This is a genomic window from Yersinia sp. FDAARGOS_228 (genome assembly GCF_002073315.2).
Taxonomy (GTDB): Bacteria; Pseudomonadota; Gammaproteobacteria; order Enterobacterales; family Enterobacteriaceae; genus Yersinia; species Yersinia intermedia.
Map to the genome: position 1 here is coordinate 2,276,784 of NZ_CP020409.2, position 19,137 is coordinate 2,295,920.

Genomic DNA, 19,137 nt, shown 5'->3' on the forward strand with positions numbered 1-19,137 from the left:
TAGGCTACGCTAACGTAATCTCTCTTTGTCAGCCCCTGGCCATTTGTAGATTTCCTGATGACATTATTTGCGACTACTCAGCAAGCAGTAAAAACGGTATTAAGACCTTTTCTCAAAGATCGTCTATTACATATTTTATTGATTTTGGGGATAGGGTTAACGGCCTTAATGCCAGCCCAAATTGCCGTCTTCCCGCAGTTTATTGACTGGACCACCATTGTTACTTTATTGGGATTAATGCTACTGACTAAAGGGGTTGAGGTCAGCGGTTACTTCGATTTTATTGGCCGGAAAATTATTAACACACTCCACACTGAGCGGCATCTGGCGCTGTTTTTAGTCTTAGCTGCGGCAGTGTTGTCATCCTTTCTGACCAATGATGTGGCGCTATTTATCATTGTTCCACTGATTTTGACGTTGAAAAAAATATCGTCTCTGCCGGTTGCCCGCCTAATTATTTTCTCGGCGCTGGCAGTCAATGCCGGGTCGCTATTAACCCCGATCGGCAATCCACAAAATATTCTGTTATGGGGCCGTTCCGAACTCTCTTTTATTGGTTTTACCCGCCAAATGGCACCTTTAGCAGCCATTATTCTGCTGACATTATTAGCGGTAACATGGTGGCGTTTTCCGGCGCGTAAGATAAAGAAACAGGCCTCAAGCCCGCTTTATCCCTACCAGTTCCGCCTGTTGCTAAGTTGTTTGGCGTTGTATGTTATTTTTATTATCTGCGTAGATTTGGGCAGGGCTGGCTATGGGCTGCTTGTCGTTTTCGCTGGTTTATTGTTACTGGCGCGGCGGGTGTTATTGGCAATTGACTGGAGCTTGATTGTGGTCTTTATGGCGATGTTCATTGACGTGCGCCTACTGACGGAGTTACCTGCGTTACAATCGCTGTTCGGTGAAATCAAAACGCTGTCTGCGGCTGCCGCCTATATATTGGGGATGGGTCTATCGCAATTGATCAGTAATGTCCCCGCCACAATATTGCTGCTTAATTATCTGCCTTCCAGCGCGCTGGTGGCTTATGCGGTCAATATTGGTGGTTTTGGTTTTGTGTTGGGTTCTATGGCTAATTTAATTGCGCTGAGAATGGCAGCAGAACCTGCCATCTGGTTAAAATTCCACGCTTATTCACTGCCATTTTTGTTGTGGAGTGCTCTGGTTGGCTGGTGGCTATTATTGTAATCAGATGGATGGCTCAGCGGGAGATAACCTGAGCCACATCTGGTTAGAGGAAGATAGCCAACAAAAAGGCCATCACTATAATTAGCGCCACAAATGCCAGTGACGGTTTTTGCAACAATGGCTGTAATGATTGGGGTAATGCGGCGATCAGCGGGTTAATCACTGGTTGCAGAGTTTTTTGGTCTTCTGCTAAACGTTGGGCTGCATTAGCCCGATCTAATCTGGCGGTAAACAGGACATTGATAATGTCATTCAACTGCGCTTGTGTCAGCGGCGTGGTAGGGCTGGCCTGAAAGCGATTCTGGCTGTAATCAATTAATAATTGTTGTTCCTGCGCATCAGCGGGCTGCTTCAACGCGGTTTGCAGGTTAACCAATGTCGGTGCCGTTTGTTGGCTGAGTGCCACTTTGGTCTGTAAAAACTGGCTGAGTAGCTGGAAATGGCGCGCAGGTAATGGATCATTACTTTTCACCCCCACCATATCAAACAACGCCTGCCATATTTTGGCCGGTTGCTCACCGGTTGCAGCACTAAGTTTTGCTACTAGCGATTGAATATTCTGATGCTCTGCGGGCAGTAACGGCCGATCAGTTATTGTTGCCAGTTGTGGCTGTGGAATATTCAGGGTGCCGGATTGCAGTAGCACCAAAACCTGTTGTAACTCAGCATGACTTAGCTGACTTAATACGGTATGACCAAAGTGCTGGCGGATAAAATCACTGACCGCCTGCCGGTTGTTACCTTGTGGCAGCAGTTCGGTCAGTTGCTGGCGCAATTGATGATTGGCGTGATTTTCCTGTGCCTGTGCAAGGCGGGTTTGCAGCAATTGCTCTGCGGGTTGGAAGTGGCGTGCCAGTAAGTCGCTGGTGCTACCCAAGGATAAATCATGGCGCAGACCGGCCCAGATCTCGGCTGATTTAATTGGGCTGAGGGCCATAATCCGCACAATTAGCTTTTCCAGCGTAGTGCGTTGCGCAGGGGTAAGTGCCTGATCTTCCACTTGGCCCTGATGAGGTACTTTGGTCGGTGCAATATTGCGATCACTGGCAATCGGTACACCCGGGCCGTTCAAAGGTTGCATATAACCGGTCCTTCGCTGTGGAGGAGATACTGTGGACGTTCATAAAGTACCCGGCGATAGACGCAGGCTACCAATATGATACGCGTAAATGTGGGCGACCCATACCGTCAGATTATGTTTTTTTGGTTAAATACGTTTGTAATTAAATGTCACTTTGAGTGATTGTTTAAGTTCAGACATTGATAATCTTAATTATGCCGTTAAGATGAGCGCTCAGTCTTGAATGAGACTAATTTATCAATTTTACTGATGAATTATACGGATCAGGATTAAACACGGTAAATGGTTAAACAACAGCGTGCGGCAAAGTGGTTCCTCTGTCTGGCTTGCCTGGTCATATTAGTTTGTATGACACAACGCATCGCCAGCCTGCACGCGTTGGAAAAAAACCTCCTTCAGACATCGTCATCACAGGTTGCTGCCGATGCAAATGAAGCTCCCACGCCTTGTGAGCTAAGTGCCAAATCCCTGTTAGCATCCCCGCCTGTTCTGTTCGAATTAGCGATTTTTTCTCTGGGTTTATTACTCTTGCTATTGGGGCCAGTGATTCCGGCCCGCATGAGGTTTCCGCCACCCAGAGTGATATCACCCAGCCGTTTGAGGGTGCACCTGCAACTCTGCATTTTCCGGGAATAGAGATGCTGTTGGCATAACTACGGCAACCTTTTGCGTTGCTGTGATTAATCTATTTCTGGAGAAGAATCATGTTCAATTTAAGCAAGACAGCGTTGTTCTGTCTGTTACTGCTATGGATGCCCACCCTTTGGGCGGCAGACAGCGGCTGGTTGGTCAGCCCACAAAACTCACATGCTAAGGTGCGGATTCATGCCGAACCCTCAACGAGCGGTGCAACCCGCCTGTTACTTTCCGTTCAACTGGATAAAGGCTGGAAAACTTACTGGCGCTCACCGGGTGAAGGGGGCATTGCACCAACCATTGCCTGGAGCACACCTCTTGACGCGGTAAAATGGTACTGGCCTGTACCACAACGATTTGATGTTTCTGGTATTTCTACCCAGGGCTATCACGAGCAGGTCATGCTGCCGATCGTCATTTCCGCTAAGGCACCCCAAACGCTAAATGGCATCTTGACCCTATCGACCTGTAGCAATGTCTGCATTTTGACGGACTACCCGTTTAGCCTCGATCTTTCCTCGCCGTTAAGCGACGAAAACCAACAACAATTCCAACACGATTTTGCCCAAGCGATGGGGCAGGTACCCATTGCCAATGCCTTGACCCAACAGATCCAAGCTGGTTTTGGTCATGGTGAGGTGCAAATTCTGGCGGTACGTGACGAAGGTTGGCAACAGCCCGAATTGTTCTTCGATACCTTGGCGGACGTGGATTTCGGCAAACCGCAGGTCAGCGTACAGGGTAATCAGCTCTCGGTGCGGGTTCCTGCGACCGATGGTTGGGGGGAGGGCGTGGGGGATCTCCGTGGTAAACCCCTGACAATGGTGATTACTGACGCAGGTCTGGCGCAAGAGGCCACGGTGACGATTGGGCAAGCGCTCACTTTACCGCAATCCTCCCCCCGTTTTTGGTCTTGGATAGTGATGGCGCTGGCGGGCGGATTTATTCTTAATCTGATGCCTTGTGTGCTTCCGGTTCTTGCAATGAAACTGGGGTCGATTTTGCAGACCGGGCAGCAAACCCGCCGTCAGATTCGTTGGCAGTTTCTGGCATCGTCTGCTGGAATTGTGACTTCGTTTTGGTTGTTGGCACTACTGATGACCGCCTTGCGCTTAGGTAATCATGCCCTTGGCTGGGGAATTCAGTTCCAAAGCCCTTGGTTTATCGGCTTTATGGTGCTGGTTACCGCACTCTTTACGGCCAATCTGTTCGGCTTGTTCGAGATCAATCTCTCCTCATCGCTCAATAGTCGTATTGCTGCGCCTCGTGTAGAGAAAGCGGGGGCTCGCGGTTTGGCCGGCCACTTTGGACAGGGCGCATTGGCGACGCTACTGGCAACCCCGTGTTCCGCGCCATTCCTGGGGACGGCGGTAGCCTTTGCGCTGGCCGCCCCTTTACCGGCGCTATGGGGCATATTTACCGCCCTGGGGGTTGGCATGAGCCTGCCGTGGTTGGCGGTGGCGCTATGGCCTAAATTAGTGCTGTTTTTGCCCCGCCCCGGTCGTTGGATGAATCGCCTGCGCATCGGGATGGGGGGGCTGATGCTGGCATCAAGTCTGTGGTTACTGAGCCTGATGGTGAGCCATGTTGGCCTACAACTGGTGATAGTGATTACCGGAGTGTTGCTGTTAACGCTATTGCTGGCTATTGGCTGGCGTTATGGCGTGCGTGTTGCAGCAATCGTCAGCTTAATCGGGGTGTTGATTATCGGCGGATTACTGTTGGCAGGTTCGTTGACGGCTAATCTGTGGCGCAAACCGCTACATGACAACATCCCGTGGCAGCCATTAACTGAATCTGCCATTAAGGAAGCGCTGGTGGAGCATAAGCGGGTGTTTGTCGATGTCACTGCCGATTGGTGCGTGACCTGTAAAGTTAACAAAATACACGTCCTGATGCGTGACGATGTGCAGCAGGCATTGCAAGCGCCTGACGTGGTGGCGTTACGCGGTGACTGGACACGGCCTTCTGCTGATATTACTGAGTTTTTGCGCCAGCGCGGCAGTGTCGCAATCCCATTTAATCAAATTTATGGGCCACAACAACCGCAGGGTGTGGTGCTCTCACCACTGTTGGACAGTGACGTGTTATTAAAAATTTTGGCCGATGCTAAAGGAAATAAAGAATGAAAATTATCATGGTTGTGTTGTTAACGCTGATCTCGACGCCACTCTGGGCGGCTGCGCCTTTTACACCGGAGCAGGAAGTGCGGATTAAAGCCTTAATCCGTGAAACGCTGGTCGCTAACCCAGATATTCTTGAGCAATCCATCAATGCCTTGCAACAGCAAGCTAATGAAGCGCAAGGGCAGCAAATGGATCAATTTATCGAAGCCAATAAACAAGTGCTATTCCAAGACCCCGGCAGCCCCCGTTTCGGGGCTACAATGCCAGCCCTGACATTGGTTTCATTTACCGATTACAACTGCCCATTTTGTAAAACCTTTGATCCCTTGCTGGAAAAAATCGTGAAAGCGTACCCGCAGGTGGCGGTGGTGATAAAACCGCTGCCGTTTAAAGGGGAAAGCTCAATGACCAGTGCGCGGTTGGCACTGACGCTGTGGCAACAACATCCGAACCAATTTCTGCCATTCCATCAGCGCTTGATGGCGAAAAAAGGTTTCCACGATGCTGACAGTATTGCCGCGGCGCAGAAAAAGACCGGTGTTACGCCAGTAGCGCTAAGCGAGCAGAGCTTGAATGTGCTACGTACCAACCTGAAGTTAGCGGATCAACTGGGTATCGAGGGCACACCAGCCACCTTGATTGGTAATCAGATAATTCCAGGTGCTATTTCCTATGAGCAACTGGAGGAGATAGTGAAGCAGCAACTGGCTAAGGCGGGTAAATGAGTCGCTTGAAGCGGTGGGGTAAAGAGCTGGTTATTTTACTGGCACTGGTCACGGTGGTCTCTTTGGCGATGGATTGGTTGCGTAGCCCGCAGGTACCGGCTAATTGGAGCGATATGTCGTTGCAAACCCTGGCGGGCCAAACTGTCTCGTTAAAGGCGATGAGCCAGGACAAACCGTTGCTTATCTATTTTTGGGCAACATGGTGCGGTGTGTGTAAATTCACCAGCCCCAGTGTCAATCAAATGGTGCAGGAGGGCGAGAATGTGATGACGGTGGCGCTGCGCTCCGGTGAAGCACCACAGCTTGAGCGCTGGTTGGCGAAGAAGGAGTACCGGTTGCCGGTGATAAATGACCCACGCGGTGAGTTGTCTGCGCAGTGGCAAGTCGGTGTTACACCGACGTTAGTGATCCTCTATCAAGGCCAGATGGTACAAAACACCAGCGGATGGACCAGCTATTGGGGTATGAAACTGCGTTTATGGCTGGCCTCGTTCTAAGGTAACTGTCTAGTAAAGTTCACAGGGAACTGCACACCAACAGTTTGACTCAGTCTGACTGTTGGTCGTGCGTTTTTTGATTGATTTTATGCCTGGCACTGACGAATCGCCGCACTTAATCTGGCTATTCCTTGGCTAATCAGCTCGGGTGAATTAGCGGCAAAATTCAAGCGCAAGGTAAATTCGCCTTGTGATTCTTGGGGGTAAAACCCGCCTCCTTTTGCAAAAGTGACCCCCGCCTGCCACGCCAGCGGCATCAATTGAGTCATTGGTACGTTTGCTGGCAATTGTAGCCAGATAAATAACCCCCCGTCAGGAACCTCAAATTGGCAGCCGAGCGGCAGCGTCTGCTGGAGGGCATCGACCATGGCATCACGGTGCTGGCGGTACAAACGGCAAGCCCGACGGAGCTGTTTGTCATAACGCCCAACAGTGACAAAGGCATCCAACGCCCGTTGGATCAGGTTCGAACTGGTAAAACTGTCAACATGCTTTAAGCGCGCCAGTTGAATGTAATGGGGCGCGTCTGCCACCAGATAACCAATGCGCATGCTGGGTAGTAACATTTTGGAAAAAGTACTGACATAGATAACTTCACCTGTTGCTGCCAGTGAACGCAGCGAAGGCAGCTTTTTGCCGCTGTAACGCAAGTCGCCCACATAATCATCTTCCAGTATTGGCACCCCAGCGGTTCTGGCTATTTGCACTAACTGATGGCGGCGCTCTTCACTCATACAGCGTCCGGTGGGGTTATTAAAGTTGGGAATGCAATAGATAAGCTTCGGTTGATGTCTGGCTAACAGCGCAGGCAGGGTAGCCAGATTCATACCTTGTTGGTCGCTTGGCAGGGTAATAATATTCACTTTATGCAGGCGGAACAGGGCTAATGCTTCGGCATAAGTGGGTTCTTCTACCAGCACGCTATCGCCTGGGGCCAGCAGTGATTGGCTGATCAGACTGATGGCATGTTGCGAACCATTGGTTATCAACAGTTGCTCTGGCCGGGTAGGAATACCTTGTGCGGATAGAATGCGGCTGAGTGTATCGCGCAATGGATAATAGCCGCAGTAATCGCCGTAACTGAATGCTTCTTCAGCATGGCGGCGCAGAATTGAATGCAAGATCTGGCGGAATTCATCCAATGGGAAAATTTTGGGGCTACCGATGCCAGCGGCAAAATTGATGGTATCTGGCGGTAAGGGGATATCGGCATACCCGTCCAGCCGTGAGGTGACAGTGGTAAAACGGTCCAGCGGGAACTCACCATGTAGCCGTGGATGCGGATGGCTTGGCGGTGGTGAGAGGTGACAGACATAGGCACCGCTACCACGACGTTGTTGTAATAACCCCTTAGCCGCCAGTTCGGCATAGGCATTATCCACGGTGAGGCGGCTCACTGATAATTCTGCTGCCAAGGTGCGGGTTGAAGGCAGTTTGTCGCCATCGGCAAACACCCCACTGAGGATAGCACGGCGCAATGCCTCTTCGATTTGTAGATACAGTGGAATGTCTTGCTGACGATCTAACGGAATATGCATGTCTCACCGGCCAGAAGTGGCTCACTGTGGATAATGTATTGTCACTATACTCAAGCTTAACAAGGCTTCAAGAGGGAAAAAGTGGCCTGTATCAATCAGCAGGAAAGTGGCTCTGGTAGCAGAGAACATGGGGGGTACAATCGCTATCTGATCACTATCGTGAAAGTAGTTATGAGGTTGTTATGGCGATTCCGGCAAATTTATTCCCATCAGCATTTGGCTCTATCGGGGCGGGCAGAGGCGGGTTTAGTGGCAAACGACAAGGCTATCTGCTGGCGATCATTAGTGCCATGTTGTTGGGTTTTACCGGCATCATAATTCGTATCCTCACGGCGCATTATCATCTACCCACTTCGGTATTGGCTTTCTGGCGGGCTGCACTGGTCGCCGTGGTGTTATTGCCTATTTTACTTCTGACCAAACCGGAATGGGCCAAATTACGTGGGTGCCAGCTAAAGTTCTATACTGCATATGGCTTATTGCTGGCGGTCTTTAATGGGCTGTGGACTGAATCTGTTGCTTTAAACGGTGCGTCGATCTCCACCATTCTGGTCTATTGTTCAATCGGTTTTACCGTGTTTCTCGGCTGGATTTTCTATAACGAATATATGGGCTGGCGTGAATTATTGGTTATGGTGATCAGCCTGTTGGGCTGTTTCTTAGTCAGCGATGGCCTGAATATTACTGGTTCAGACTTTAATTTTGTTGGCCTCTTTATCGGATTAGCCTCTGGTATTGGTTACAGCTTTTATACTCTGGCGGGGCGCATTGCGACCGAACGCCGTTATCCGGTCTGGAACACTATCCTGTATGTTTTTGGTTTCTCCGCTATCTACCAACTGATATTTAATCAGTTATTGCTGTGGTTCCCGCTGCCAGGGTTACAGCAAATGGTGGGTGATCTATTCTTCTTATCTTATAGGGCTGATGGTATTCAATGGTCTGGTTGGGGGCTATTGTTAATTTTAGCCGCCGGACCAACATTACTGGGGTTTGGCCTGTTTAATCTCAGTTTGAAAACACTGCCTTTGGCGGTGGCCAGCCTACTATTAACGCTGGAACTGGTCTTCACTGCGGTGATTGCATATTTCTTGTTGGGGGAAACGCTCTCTCCCTCCCAATTGCTGGGCAGCGCACTGGTATTACTGGGCGTGCTGATGTTGCATCGTAAAGATAAGGTCCAAACAGAAATGATGGCGGTTAGCGCGGAATAAAAGAAATGTATGGGGTAGCAGCGCAGCCTATACGCCGCTACCTTATTTTTACTGCGCCGCCGAGCGCCGCAATGGAGTGCGCAGGCGTTGAGCTAAGATCACTCCCGCCAGTGTGATACCCCCGCCAATCAGGTGATAGCTGTGTAATTGCTCATGAAGGAAGGCCACGGCAATAATGGCGGTAAATACCGGTGTCAGATTCATAAATATTGATGCGGTATTTGCACCTAAACGCATCACACCGTGGATCCATAAATAAGGCGCAATAATTGAGGCCGGTATACCAGCAAATAGCACCAATGGGATATTTTGCGCCGTCAGTTGCACATCTGAGGCCATCAGGAAATTAGGCAATAACAGCACCACGCCGAAAACGATCTGCATATAAAGGGACTGCCAGTTCGGTAATTGAATCGCCCAGCGTTTGGTCAATACACCATACAGCGCATAGGATGCCGATGCGCCGAACATCATCAATTCGCCTTTGCCAATACCATGTTGCAACAGTTGTGCTGGGTTACCTGCACTTACCAACCACACCAGCCCACCTAATGACAGCACGCTACCTAATGCAATACCGACCGTGGGGGCGACACGTAACACCACAATGCTAATAAGCACGGTCAGCAAGGGAATTAACGAACTGAGAATCCCCATAAACAGGGCGCTAACACTGTGAGCTGCGTAGTACGCCAGGCTTTGGTACAGCACCATGCCCAGCATCCCTAATATCATCAATTTCCACCAATAAACGCGGATTGCCTGCCAGTTACGGATAACACCCAGCAGTAAAAATGGCGTTAACGTTAGCAACGCCAGTACCCAGCGATAAAACGAGATGGCGGCGGGATCAATTGCGGTGGCAGAGACCTTACTGACCACGGCATTGATTGACCAGATGATCACCGCGAACAGGGGGAATAGCATATTCATGATAATAATTCTCATCTAAATAATATGTGACGTAGTCTACAGTTGTCTGATTTATTCTATATACTGAAAACCAGACAATTATTGCTGTGATTAAGACAATCTCGGCAGGAATTCTTTTTCACAGGAGATAGTTCACCATGGCTGAGCCTTCTTTCCCGGTGGTAGCAACGACCGTGCCACTGAGCCTTTCCTTTCGTTGCGAGGCCTTTAATGCCAATACTGAGTTTTTGCCGCATACCCATCCTTATGGGCAGTTGATCTGCGTAAAGTCAGGTGTAGTGGCAATGAGTATTGGGGGGCAGCGCTTTCTGGCACCTGCTGAATTCAGTGTCTGGATACCAGCCGGCATGGAGCACTCCAGCTATAACCGCAAGCCGACGCAATTTCGTGCTATTGATATTGCACCTGCGCTTTGTAAGGAATTACCGGTATCAGCTTGCCTGATTAATGTCAGCCCGATCTTTAATGCCATTGTGGAAGACTGTTTCTCCCGTGGTGTATTGATGCCGGAAAGTGAGCAAGATATGCGCTTAGCCCACGTATTGATCGATCAACTCAGAATGTCACCGGTACAGCGCACCTACTTGCCTACCTCGCAGGATAAATTACTGTCACCTATTCTGACGGCGCTAGAACGTTGCCCGGCGGATAATACCTCACTGGCGCAGTGGGCCAAGCGGGTCTATACCACCGAGCGGACGTTATCGCGCCGCTGCCAGCAAGAACTGGGCATGGCCTTCAGTGAATGGCGTCAGCGGTTGCGTTTTTTGCACGCTATCTCGTTGTTAGAGCAAGGGAAAACCGTGCAAAGCATCGCACTGGATGTCGGGTATAGTTCCGCATCGGCTTTTATCGCCATGTTCCAGCAAATTGCAGGGACTACGCCGGAGCGTTTTCGTCGCAACAATCCCCTTCATCCTTGACGCCGCAGGGGTGTTGGCTATGCTCACGCACCCGAATCACTGACGTGAGTCAGCTCATCGGGATTTATTCGCTTGCAGCTTACCTGCAACGCCAATGATTTTGGGGATCGTCTTCATCCTTGACGCCGCAGGGGTGTTGGCTGCAACTCCAACTTCTTTGGGTATATACTAAGTCCCTGCTTTTCATCTATAGGGCAGTAAGCTGCCGGAGAACAAAGTGAAAATCCTGGTTGATGAGAATATGCCGTACGCGGATCTGCTATTCCGGCGTTTAGGTGAGGTACAGGCAGTGCCGGGGCGACCAATTCCTCGTGAAGCACTGATTGGTGCAGATGCGCTGATGGTGCGATCGGTCACCAAAGTGAATGAGGCCTTGCTGCAAGGCACGTCAATTGGCTTTGTGGGTACAGCAACTGCCGGTACCGACCATGTCGATGATAACTGGCTACAGCAACAAGGAATTGGTTTCTCTGCGGCCCCCGGCTGTAACGCCATTGCGGTTGTGGAATATGTTTTTTCTGCACTGATGATGATGGCTGAACGCGATGGTTTCCAATTGCGTGACAAAACCGTCGGCATTGTTGGGGTGGGGAATGTCGGGGCCAGATTGAATGCCCGGCTACAAGCCTTAGGTGTGCGTACTCTGTTGTGTGATCCGCCACGGGCAGACAGGGGTGATAATGACACCTTCTGGCCGCTGGAAAAACTGGTGCGAGAGGCAGATGTCCTCACTTTCCATACACCGTTGAATAAAACCGGCCCTTATCAAAGTCTGCACATGGCGGACGATGAATTACTGGCAGCCCTGCCGGATGGCCGCATTCTGATTAATGCCTGTCGCGGAGCGGTGGTGGATAACGCTGCGCTGCTTCATGCGTTGGAGAAAGGCAAGAAACTCAGTGTGGTATTGGATGTGTGGGAACCAGAACCAGAGTTATCTTTGCCGCTGTTAGGGCGGATTGATATCGGGACACCGCATATTGCCGGCTATACGCTGGAGGGCAAAGCGCGCGGTACCACACAAGTATTTGAAGCTTTTAGTCAACATCTGGGGCAGCCGCAGTCGGTAGAGCTAGCCTCCTTGTTACCTCAACCGGAGTTTAGCCACTTGAGACTGAACGGTGAGTTGGATGAAGGCAAATTAAAACGATTGATGCACTTAGTGTATGATGTGCGCCGCGATGATGCACCGCTGCGCCATGTTGCCGGCATCCTCGGTGAGTTTGATCGGCTGCGCAAGCACTACCAGGAGCGGCGCGAGTGGTCATCGCTCTGCGTGCAATGCGATAATGTGGCCAGTGCCGAACTGTTGCAGAAATTAGGCTTTAGTACACAGTTATTATAAGCCCGGTATAAACTTTAATTTATTGATTGTCAGGCGGTTTTTTTACCGCCTTTCTATTTCAATCGATCTTAGTATCTGAATGAACCCTTGTAATTTAATGAACGTTAGTGGAGAAAACCAACATGTCTGACGGCTGGAATATTGCTCTGTTAGGAGCAACGGGCGCAGTAGGTGAAGCTTTGCTGGAGCTGTTAAATGAGCGCCAGTTCCCGGTTGGTGAATTGTATCCTCTGGCCAGCGAACGCAGCGCCGGTGCGTCTGTGCGCTTTAATGGTAAAAGTTTGCTGGTGGAAAATGTTGCTGAATTTGACTGGTCTCAGGTGCAGTTAGCTTTCTTTGTTGCCGGGCGCGAAGCCTCACAGCAATACGCTGAAGAAGCGGCGAATGCAGGTTGTCTGGTTATTGATAGCAGTGGCCTGTTCGCGATGGAACCGGACGTACCGCTGGTGGTGCCAAGTGTGAATCCTCAGGTGCTGGCAGAATATCGCAATCGCAATATTGTGGCCGTGGCCGATAGCCTGACCAGCCAGTTGCTGACTGCGATTAAACCACTGACGGAACAGGCTGGGTTGTCCCGCTTGCATGTCACTGCGCTGATTTCAGCCTCCGCTCACGGCAAGGCTGCTGTGGACGATCTGGCCGGTCAAAGCGCCAAGCTGTTAAATGGCATTCCTGCTGAGCCAAGTATCTTCGCCAAGCAACTGGCATTTAACGTATTACCGCTGCTGGCTGATGAAGAGGGCAGTGTGCGTGAAGAACGCCGTTTGGTTGATCAGGTGCGTAAAGTATTACAAGACGAGGGTCTGCCTATCTCGGTGAGTTGCATTCAATCACCGGTATTTTACGGTCAGGCACAAGTGGTTCATCTGGAAGCTTTGCGCCCGATCTCCGCAGATGAGGCACGCGGCGAACTGGAAAATTGTGAAGATATCCAATTATCTGAAGAGGATGATTATCCAACACAGGTTAGTGATGCCTCGGGCAGTGAGGTGCTGAGTATTGGTTGTGTGCGTAACGACTACGGCATTCCTGAAGTGTTGCAGTTCTGGTCAGTGGCCGACAACATCCGTTTTGGTGGCGCATTGATGGCAATTGAAACGGCGGAGCGCCTGTTGCAGGAGCAACTATACTGATGTCCGAACTTGAGTTGGCTCAGCAACAAGACGTCGTGGCTGAAACGGCCAGTATAAAAATTGCGCTGGGCATTGAATATAACGGCAGCCGCTATTTTGGTTGGCAACGCCAGTTAGAGGTTGCCAGTGTGCAGGCTTGCCTGGAGGCCGCTTTATCGAAAGTAGCCAATGAACCCATCGGTGTATTTTGTGCTGGGCGCACTGATGCTGGCGTACATGCCACCGGGCAGGTGGTGCATTTTGTCACCACGGCGGTGCGTAAAGATGCCGCCTGGACTATGGGGGTTAATAGTCATTTACCTTCAGATATCGCCGTGCGTTGGATAAAAACAGTGGATGATGATTTTCATGCCCGTTTCAGCGCAACCGCCCGCCGTTATCGCTATATTATTTTTAACCATCGCTATCGCCCCGCGGTTTTGGCGCAAGGGGTAACCCATTGCTACCTGCCGCTGGATGCGGAAAAAATGGAACAAGCTGCGCAATGTTTACTCGGCGAGAATGATTTTACCTCATTTCGCGCGATACAGTGCCAGTCTCGTACGCCATGGCGAAATGTAAAACATGTCAAAGTTACCCGACATGGCGCGTATATCGTGGTAGATATCAAGGCCAACGCTTTTGTCCATCATATGGTGCGTAATATTGTTGGTAGCCTGATTGAGATTGGGTGTGGTAATCAGGATGTCAACTGGATGGCCGAGTTGCTGGCACTGAAAGACCGATCGCGTGCTGCGGCAACGGCGAAAGCCGAGGGGTTGTATTTAGTCTCTGTTGATTATCCTGAACGCTTTGCTCTACCAATGGCGCCAATGGGGCCACTCTTTTTGGCAGATGACTGATTTCTCTACATTGATGAGTGAGCTCGCCTCGGGCTAAGGAATACCTAAGGAAGTTCAGTTAACCTCACTCAATCAAAGCATAGGCATGTTTACCACTCGAGAGTATTTATGGAATTTATACGTTTCGTTATTGATTTTATTTTGCATATTGATGTTCATCTGGCGGAGCTGGTAGCGCAGTATGGGATTTGGGTTTACGCCATTTTATTCCTGATCTTATTCTGTGAAACCGGTCTGGTGGTGACGCCGTTCCTGCCGGGGGATTCTTTGTTGTTTGTGGCCGGGGCGCTGGCATCATTACCTTCCAATGATATCAACGTACACGTTATGGTGGCATTGATGGTTACCGCCGCTATTTTGGGCGATGCCGTTAACTACACCATTGGTCGGGTGTTCGGAGAGAAACTATTCAGTAACCCAGATTCAAAAATTTTCCGCCGCAGTTATCTGGAAAAAACCCATCAGTTCTACGAAAAGCATGGCGGTAAAGCGATTGTTTTGGCACGTTTTGTCCCGATTATCCGCACTTTCGCGCCGTTCGTCGCCGGAATGGGGAAAATGTCTTATCGCCACTTTGCGGCTTATAACGTGATTGGGGCGTTGGTATGGGTGCTGTTATTCACCTATGCTGGTTATCTGTTTGGTAACGTACCTATCGTGCAGAACAATCTGAAATTGCTAATTGTTGCCATTATTGTGGTGTCAATTTTGCCGGGTGTATTTGAGGTTTGGCGGCATCGGCGCGCGCAATCACGCCAAAAAAATCAGTAAAAACGTTACCTAAGCCGTGGGTTCGACCAGTTTTTTATCTACACTGTCGAGCCAATATGGTTTAATGAGTAACATTTATGGTCTGTTCCTGCGGACAACCCGAGTTCCAGTGCCTTAGCCACGTTGTCATGGCGTGTATCTCAGGCATTTTTTATTGGGATGTTTTCAGGGAGATGGTTAAAGCATGAACAGCGGACTGGCAACAGCCAGGTTCAAACAGAAAGGTCATCGATGAGCTGGATTGAACGAATTCTTAACAAAAGCAATATTACACAAACCCGTAAAGCGAGTATTCCTGAAGGGGTGTGGACTAAATGTGACAGTTGCGGTCAGGTGCTTTACCGTGCCGAGTTAGAGCGTAATCTGGAAGTTTGTCCTAAGTGTGATCACCACATGCGTATGACAGCCCGTTCACGGTTACATATGCTACTGGATGCAGGCAGTGAAGTTGAATTGGGTAGCGAACTGGAGCCGAAGGATATCCTGAAATTTAAGGATTCCAAGAAGTATAAAGATCGCATTTCTGCTGCACAAAAAGACACGGGTGAGAAAGATGCCTTGGTTGCCATGAAAGGAACCTTGCAGGGCATGCCTATTGTTGCCGCTTCATTTGAATTTGCCTTTATGGGTGGGTCAATGGCGTCAGTGGTAGGTGCTCGTTTTGTGCGTGCGGTTGAGCAGGCGCTGGAAGATAATTGCCCGTTGGTGTGCTTCTCTTCCAGTGGTGGTGCTCGTATGCAGGAAGCATTGATGTCACTGATGCAGATGGCAAAAACCAGTGCTGCTTTGGCTAAAATGCAAGAGCGTGGCTTGCCGTACATTTCTGTGCTGACAGACCCTACCATGGGTGGCGTCTCCGCCAGTCTGGCAATGTTGGGTGATATCAATATCGCAGAACCTAAAGCCTTGATCGGTTTTGCTGGTCCACGGGTTATTGAGCAAACTGTTCGGGAAAAACTACCGCCGGGCTTCCAGCGCAGTGAGTTCTTGATTGAAAAAGGCGCTATCGACATGATCGTTCGTCGCCCGGTGATGCGCCAGACAATTGCCAGTATCTTGTCTAAATTAACGCATCAGCCACAACCTAGTGTGATTGAGAGCAAAGCCGATACTGCACAGGCGGATAATCAGGCCGAAGCCTGATTACTCACGCGGGCATCACCCTGATAAGGTGATGCCCGGTTGTTGTGCATGGTCGCAACTTAAGCTTTATAGCTTTAAAAAAGAAAATATTTACCCAAAATAATTCGAGTTGCAGGAAGGCGGCAATTGAGTGACAACTTGGTTGTAAACCATGTTGAACATCGCTGCTTGCAGCGGCCTCGCAGAGGCGAGGCCCATGGATGGGCCGAGCAACGAAAGCAGTCAATGCACATGCAGCTTGAAGTCTGATGGGTATAAAGGCCAGTGACGGGACTCATGAAAAACCATCAAATCCCCAAAGCCACGTCGCCTTTGGCCGCGTGGCTTTACTATCTTGAACGTTTGCACTCTCAACCAATCGAGTTGGGTCTGGAACGTGTTAAACAGGTTGCTGAGCGTTTGGATCTGCTTAAACCTGCCCCAAAAGTCTTTACCGTTGCTGGTACCAATGGCAAAGGCACCACCTGTTGTACCCTGGAATCAATCTTACTTGCGGCGGGTCTGCGGGTCGGGGTTTACAGCTCACCTCACCTTTTGCGCTATACCGAGCGAGTTCGTATTCAGGGGCAGGAATTGTCTGAGGCTGAACACAGCCACTCTTTTGCTCAAATTGAAGCCGGGCGCGCGGGTATCTCCCTGACTTACTTCGAATTTGGCACCTTATCAGCGCTGCAATTATTTAAGCAGGCTAAGCTTGATGTAGTGATTCTGGAAGTGGGGTTGGGTGGGCGTTTGGATGCGACCAATATAGTCGATTCTGATGTTGCGGCTATTACCAGTATTGCCATAGACCATACTGACTGGTTGGGCTTCGATCGAGAAAGCATTGGCCGCGAGAAAGCCGGTGTTTTCCGTGCAGGGAAACCTGCCGTGGTTGGCGAACCTGATATGCCGCAGTCGATTGCCGATGTTGCTGCGCAATTGGGGTCACAACTGTATCGCCGTGATGACGCATGGTGGTTCAGCCAACAGGCGCCATTTGATCAACAAAGAAATAGCTGGGATTGGCAGTGTGGTAACCATCAGTGGGCCAATTTGCCTTTACCAAACGTACCTTTGGCAAATGCGGCGACAGCTTTGGCCGTATTGCACTATTCCGGCCTGCCTTTAAGCGATGAGGTTATTCGCCAGGGCTTGTTGGCTGCCAGTTTGCCGGGGCGTTTTCAGGTTGTCAGTGAGCAGCCGCTGCTGATTTTGGATGTAGCCCATAACCCGCATGCAGCACGTTATCTCACCGACAGGCTGGCTCGATTGCCGAAACACGGTAAAGTACGGGCAGTGGTCGGCATGCTATCAGATAAAGATATTGGCGGGACGCTGGCCTGTTTATCTGAACAAGTTGATGAATGGTATTGTGCGCCGCTTGAAGGGCCGCGTGGGGCGACTGCGGAGCAATTAGCCGAGCATCTGGTGCTATCACGCCAGTTTAGCGATGTAGAAACGGCCTGGCGTCAGGCGATGCAGGATGCGGAACCACAGGATGTGGTTATTGTCTGTGGTTCTTTCCATACTGTCGCTCATGTGATGGCTGTATTGGATTTATGACAGCTTGAATTTGTGACAACTTGAGTTTATCAAGGCATTGAATTGGGGAGTGCGAGTGGCAAGTAAGTTCCAGAACCGTTTAGTCGGGACCATAATTCTGGTGGCGTTAGGCGTGATTGTACTGCCGGGGCTACTGGATGGTAAAAAGAAGCATTATGAGGATGAGTTTGCGGCTATCCCATTAGTGCCAAAACCAGGCGATAGTCAGGAGATCGATGCGGTTGCTCCGGTCAGTCAACCTCTGCCTATCGCTCCACCAGAAGGTGCGGCGCAAGCCGTGGATGTCCCTAAAGATGATTCCGCCTCTCAGGCTGCTAATGATGCCGGTAACCTTTCGTCTGAACCGACTATCGTGGCACCGCCAGTGATACCAAGTAAGCCGGTTGAGGTGAAACCTGTTGAGAAGAAACCGGTTGAGGTCAAACCGGTACCGGTAGAGAAGAAACCGCAGGAAGTGAAACCTAAACCTGAGGTTCAAACTGAGGTTAAGCCGGACGTTCAGCCACAAGTCAAACCGACCACAGAAGAAAAAGCACCGGTAGGGCAGGCTTATGTCGTCCAACTGGGCGCGTTGAAAAACGCCGCTAAAGTGAATGAAATCGTGGCGACGCTGCGCTTGTCAGGTCATCGGGCGTTTACGGTGCCTGCAACGCCAGTTCAGGGCCAGATAACCCGCGTGTATGTCGGGCCAGATGCGTCAAAACAAAAATTGCAATCTGCGCTGCCGGAGCTTAATTCATTAAGTGGTCTGAATGGGCAAGTTAAGCCCTACGGCACGGCGCGTTAAGGTTTATGCCGAGCGTTAAGATATCAGTGTGTATGGGGTTTTTGAGCTAAGTTTGTGCGGCGATTGTTGTTTTTAAAATCGCCGCACTTTAATTTGTCGTGGGTAAGAATTCCCCTACGCAAACGTTTTCTTTTTCTGTTAGAATTCGCCGCGAACAGGATGCAGCGGCGATTTCGTCATTGGAATAGCCATGGTCTGGATTGATTACGTCATTATAGGGATTATCGGATTTTCTGCGTTAGTCAGCTTAATCCGGGGTTTTGTCCGTGAAGCATTGTCACTTGTAACATGGGGGTGTGCGTTTTTTGTTGCCAGCCATTTTTACACTTACCTTGCTGTCTACTTCACGCGTTTTGAAGATGAAGTAGTTCGCAACGGAATTGCCATCGGCATTTTGTTCATCGCGACATTGATCGTCGGGGCTATTGTTAACTATGTGATTAGTTCGTTGGTTGAACGTACTGGGTTATCAGGAACTGACCGGGTGCTGGGTGTCTGTTTTGGCGCGCTGCGAGGTGTTCTGATAGTCTCTGCCATGTTGTTCTTTCTGGATACGTTTACTGGCTTTTCACAGAGTGTTGACTGGAAACAGTCACAATTGATCCCGCAGTTCAGTTATATAATCAGGTGGTTCTTTGACTACCTGCAGAGCACGTCGAGTTTCTTACCGAATCAATTACCGATTCGGAGCGGCTTATGAGGAAAAGACA

18 protein-coding genes are annotated in these 19,137 nt (G+C 50.0%); 15 read left to right on the forward strand and 3 right to left on the reverse strand.

The window, feature by feature from the left end; all coding sequences use genetic code 11:
• The first annotated feature begins 57 nt into the window (after positions 1-57).
• Entirely contained in the window at positions 58-1,188 is a 1,131-nt protein-coding gene (locus tag A6J67_RS10515) for an SLC13 family permease (RefSeq protein WP_080608161.1), read from the forward strand.
• A gap of 43 nt (positions 1,189-1,231) precedes the next feature.
• Here the strand turns inward: A6J67_RS10515 and flk are convergent, their stop codons facing one another.
• The gene (gene flk, locus A6J67_RS10520) at positions 1,232-2,269 is read right to left on the reverse strand and encodes a flagella biosynthesis regulator Flk (protein ID WP_005183405.1); all 1,038 of its coding nucleotides are present in this window, start codon (positions 2,267-2,269) and stop codon (positions 1,232-1,234) included.
• A 282-nt stretch (positions 2,270-2,551) separates the two neighbouring features.
• On the opposite strand from flk, the gene A6J67_RS10525 reads away from it, so the two are divergent.
• The 4 genes from A6J67_RS10525 (at position 2,552) to A6J67_RS10540 (ending at position 6,253) form a co-directional block, all read left to right on the forward strand.
• A complete protein-coding gene (locus tag A6J67_RS10525; RefSeq protein WP_050073753.1) occupies positions 2,552-2,905 on the forward strand; it encodes a hypothetical protein in 354 nt (117 codons plus the stop codon).
• Between the two features lie 68 nt (positions 2,906-2,973).
• Positions 2,974-5,034 (forward strand): protein-disulfide reductase DsbD family protein, encoded by a 2,061-nt coding sequence (locus A6J67_RS10530; protein WP_050073752.1) that lies wholly within the window; start codon positions 2,974-2,976, stop codon positions 5,032-5,034.
• Positions 5,031-5,756 carry a DsbA family protein gene (locus tag A6J67_RS10535; protein ID WP_032905914.1) on the forward strand — a complete coding sequence of 242 codons (726 nt, stop codon included), beginning with the start codon at positions 5,031-5,033 and terminating at the stop codon, positions 5,754-5,756. Before A6J67_RS10530 ends, A6J67_RS10535 begins: the two co-directional genes overlap by 4 nt.
• A complete protein-coding gene (locus tag A6J67_RS10540; protein WP_050288609.1) occupies positions 5,753-6,253 on the forward strand; it encodes a protein disulfide oxidoreductase in 501 nt (166 codons plus the stop codon). The genes A6J67_RS10535 and A6J67_RS10540 overlap by 4 nt, the downstream gene beginning before the upstream one ends.
• An 86-nt stretch (positions 6,254-6,339) precedes the next feature.
• Here A6J67_RS10540 and A6J67_RS10545 read toward each other — a convergent pair whose 3' ends face one another.
• Complete coding sequence (locus tag A6J67_RS10545) at positions 6,340-7,791, reverse strand: PLP-dependent aminotransferase family protein (protein WP_005183389.1); 1,452 nt, start codon at positions 7,789-7,791, stop codon at positions 6,340-6,342.
• Between the two features lie 182 nt (positions 7,792-7,973).
• Between A6J67_RS10545 and A6J67_RS10550 the strand changes: the two genes are divergently transcribed.
• A complete protein-coding gene (locus tag A6J67_RS10550; RefSeq protein ID WP_050296731.1) occupies positions 7,974-9,005 on the forward strand; it encodes a DMT family transporter in 1,032 nt (343 codons plus the stop codon).
• A 48-nt stretch (positions 9,006-9,053) separates the two neighbouring features.
• Here the strand turns inward: A6J67_RS10550 and A6J67_RS10555 are convergent, their stop codons facing one another.
• A complete protein-coding gene (locus tag A6J67_RS10555; RefSeq protein WP_050088825.1) occupies positions 9,054-9,938 on the reverse strand; it encodes a DMT family transporter in 885 nt (294 codons plus the stop codon).
• A gap of 137 nt (positions 9,939-10,075) precedes the next feature.
• On the opposite strand from A6J67_RS10555, the gene A6J67_RS10560 reads away from it, so the two are divergent.
• The 9 genes from A6J67_RS10560 to cvpA all read left to right on the forward strand — a co-directional run bounded on the left by A6J67_RS10560 (position 10,076) and on the right by cvpA (position 19,127).
• Positions 10,076-10,861: an AraC family transcriptional regulator gene (locus A6J67_RS10560; RefSeq protein ID WP_005183380.1), complete on the forward strand. Its 786-nt coding sequence runs from the start codon at positions 10,076-10,078 to the stop codon at positions 10,859-10,861.
• 217 nt (positions 10,862-11,078) lie between these two features.
• Complete coding sequence (gene pdxB, locus A6J67_RS10565; RefSeq protein ID WP_050073749.1) at positions 11,079-12,206, forward strand: 4-phosphoerythronate dehydrogenase PdxB; 1,128 nt, start codon at positions 11,079-11,081, stop codon at positions 12,204-12,206.
• 122 nt (positions 12,207-12,328) lie between these two features.
• Positions 12,329-13,339, forward strand: a complete 1,011-nt coding sequence (locus tag A6J67_RS10570) for an aspartate-semialdehyde dehydrogenase (RefSeq protein ID WP_032905911.1) — start codon at positions 12,329-12,331, stop codon at positions 13,337-13,339.
• Complete coding sequence (truA, locus tag A6J67_RS10575; protein ID WP_072088819.1) at positions 13,339-14,181, forward strand: tRNA pseudouridine(38-40) synthase TruA; 843 nt, start codon at positions 13,339-13,341, stop codon at positions 14,179-14,181. The genes A6J67_RS10570 and truA overlap by 1 nt, the downstream gene beginning before the upstream one ends.
• A 108-nt stretch (positions 14,182-14,289) precedes the next feature.
• Positions 14,290-14,952, forward strand: a complete 663-nt coding sequence (locus A6J67_RS10580; RefSeq protein WP_042568335.1) for a DedA family protein — start codon at positions 14,290-14,292, stop codon at positions 14,950-14,952.
• 231 nt (positions 14,953-15,183) lie between these two features.
• Positions 15,184-16,095, forward strand: coding sequence for an acetyl-CoA carboxylase, carboxyltransferase subunit beta (gene accD / locus A6J67_RS10585; RefSeq protein ID WP_005183370.1), 912 nt, complete (start codon positions 15,184-15,186; stop codon positions 16,093-16,095).
• A gap of 276 nt (positions 16,096-16,371) precedes the next feature.
• A complete protein-coding gene (gene folC, locus A6J67_RS10590) occupies positions 16,372-17,640 on the forward strand; it encodes a bifunctional tetrahydrofolate synthase/dihydrofolate synthase (RefSeq protein ID WP_005192696.1) in 1,269 nt (422 codons plus the stop codon).
• Between the two features lie 55 nt (positions 17,641-17,695).
• A complete protein-coding gene (gene dedD, locus A6J67_RS10595; protein ID WP_042568334.1) occupies positions 17,696-18,427 on the forward strand; it encodes a cell division protein DedD in 732 nt (243 codons plus the stop codon).
• 190 nt (positions 18,428-18,617) lie between these two features.
• Entirely contained in the window at positions 18,618-19,127 is a 510-nt protein-coding gene (gene cvpA, locus A6J67_RS10600; protein WP_005192693.1) for a colicin V production protein, read from the forward strand.
• Positions 19,128-19,137: the final 10 nt, after the last annotated feature.

Bases quoted from the DNA above. Each gene is read 5' to 3' on its own strand.
- accD (WP_005183370.1), top strand. From the start codon at position 15,184: ATGAGCTGGATTGAACGAATTCTTAACAAAAGCAATATTACACAAACC.
- A6J67_RS10535 (WP_032905914.1), top strand. From the start codon at position 5,031: ATGAAAATTATCATGGTTGTGTTGTTAACGCTGATCTCGACGCCACTC.
- A6J67_RS10540 (WP_050288609.1), top strand. From the start codon at position 5,753: ATGAGTCGCTTGAAGCGGTGGGGTAAAGAGCTGGTTATTTTACTGGCA.
- A6J67_RS10555 (WP_050088825.1), bottom strand. From the start codon at position 9,938: ATGAATATGCTATTCCCCCTGTTCGCGGTGATCATCTGGTCAATCAAT.
- A6J67_RS10570 (WP_032905911.1), top strand. From the start codon at position 12,329: ATGTCTGACGGCTGGAATATTGCTCTGTTAGGAGCAACGGGCGCAGTA.
- A6J67_RS10545 (WP_005183389.1), bottom strand. From the start codon at position 7,791: ATGCATATTCCGTTAGATCGTCAGCAAGACATTCCACTGTATCTACAA.
- A6J67_RS10560 (WP_005183380.1), top strand. From the start codon at position 10,076: ATGGCTGAGCCTTCTTTCCCGGTGGTAGCAACGACCGTGCCACTGAGC.
- A6J67_RS10515 (WP_080608161.1), top strand. From the start codon at position 58: ATGACATTATTTGCGACTACTCAGCAAGCAGTAAAAACGGTATTAAGA.
- A6J67_RS10550 (WP_050296731.1), top strand. From the start codon at position 7,974: ATGGCGATTCCGGCAAATTTATTCCCATCAGCATTTGGCTCTATCGGG.
- cvpA (WP_005192693.1), top strand. From the start codon at position 18,618: ATGGTCTGGATTGATTACGTCATTATAGGGATTATCGGATTTTCTGCG.
- A6J67_RS10580 (WP_042568335.1), top strand. From the start codon at position 14,290: ATGGAATTTATACGTTTCGTTATTGATTTTATTTTGCATATTGATGTT.
- A6J67_RS10525 (WP_050073753.1), top strand. From the start codon at position 2,552: ATGGTTAAACAACAGCGTGCGGCAAAGTGGTTCCTCTGTCTGGCTTGC.
- flk (WP_005183405.1), bottom strand. From the start codon at position 2,269: ATGCAACCTTTGAACGGCCCGGGTGTACCGATTGCCAGTGATCGCAAT.
- A6J67_RS10530 (WP_050073752.1), top strand. From the start codon at position 2,974: ATGTTCAATTTAAGCAAGACAGCGTTGTTCTGTCTGTTACTGCTATGG.
- folC (WP_005192696.1), top strand. From the start codon at position 16,372: ATGAAAAACCATCAAATCCCCAAAGCCACGTCGCCTTTGGCCGCGTGG.
- truA (WP_072088819.1), top strand. From the start codon at position 13,339: ATGTCCGAACTTGAGTTGGCTCAGCAACAAGACGTCGTGGCTGAAACG.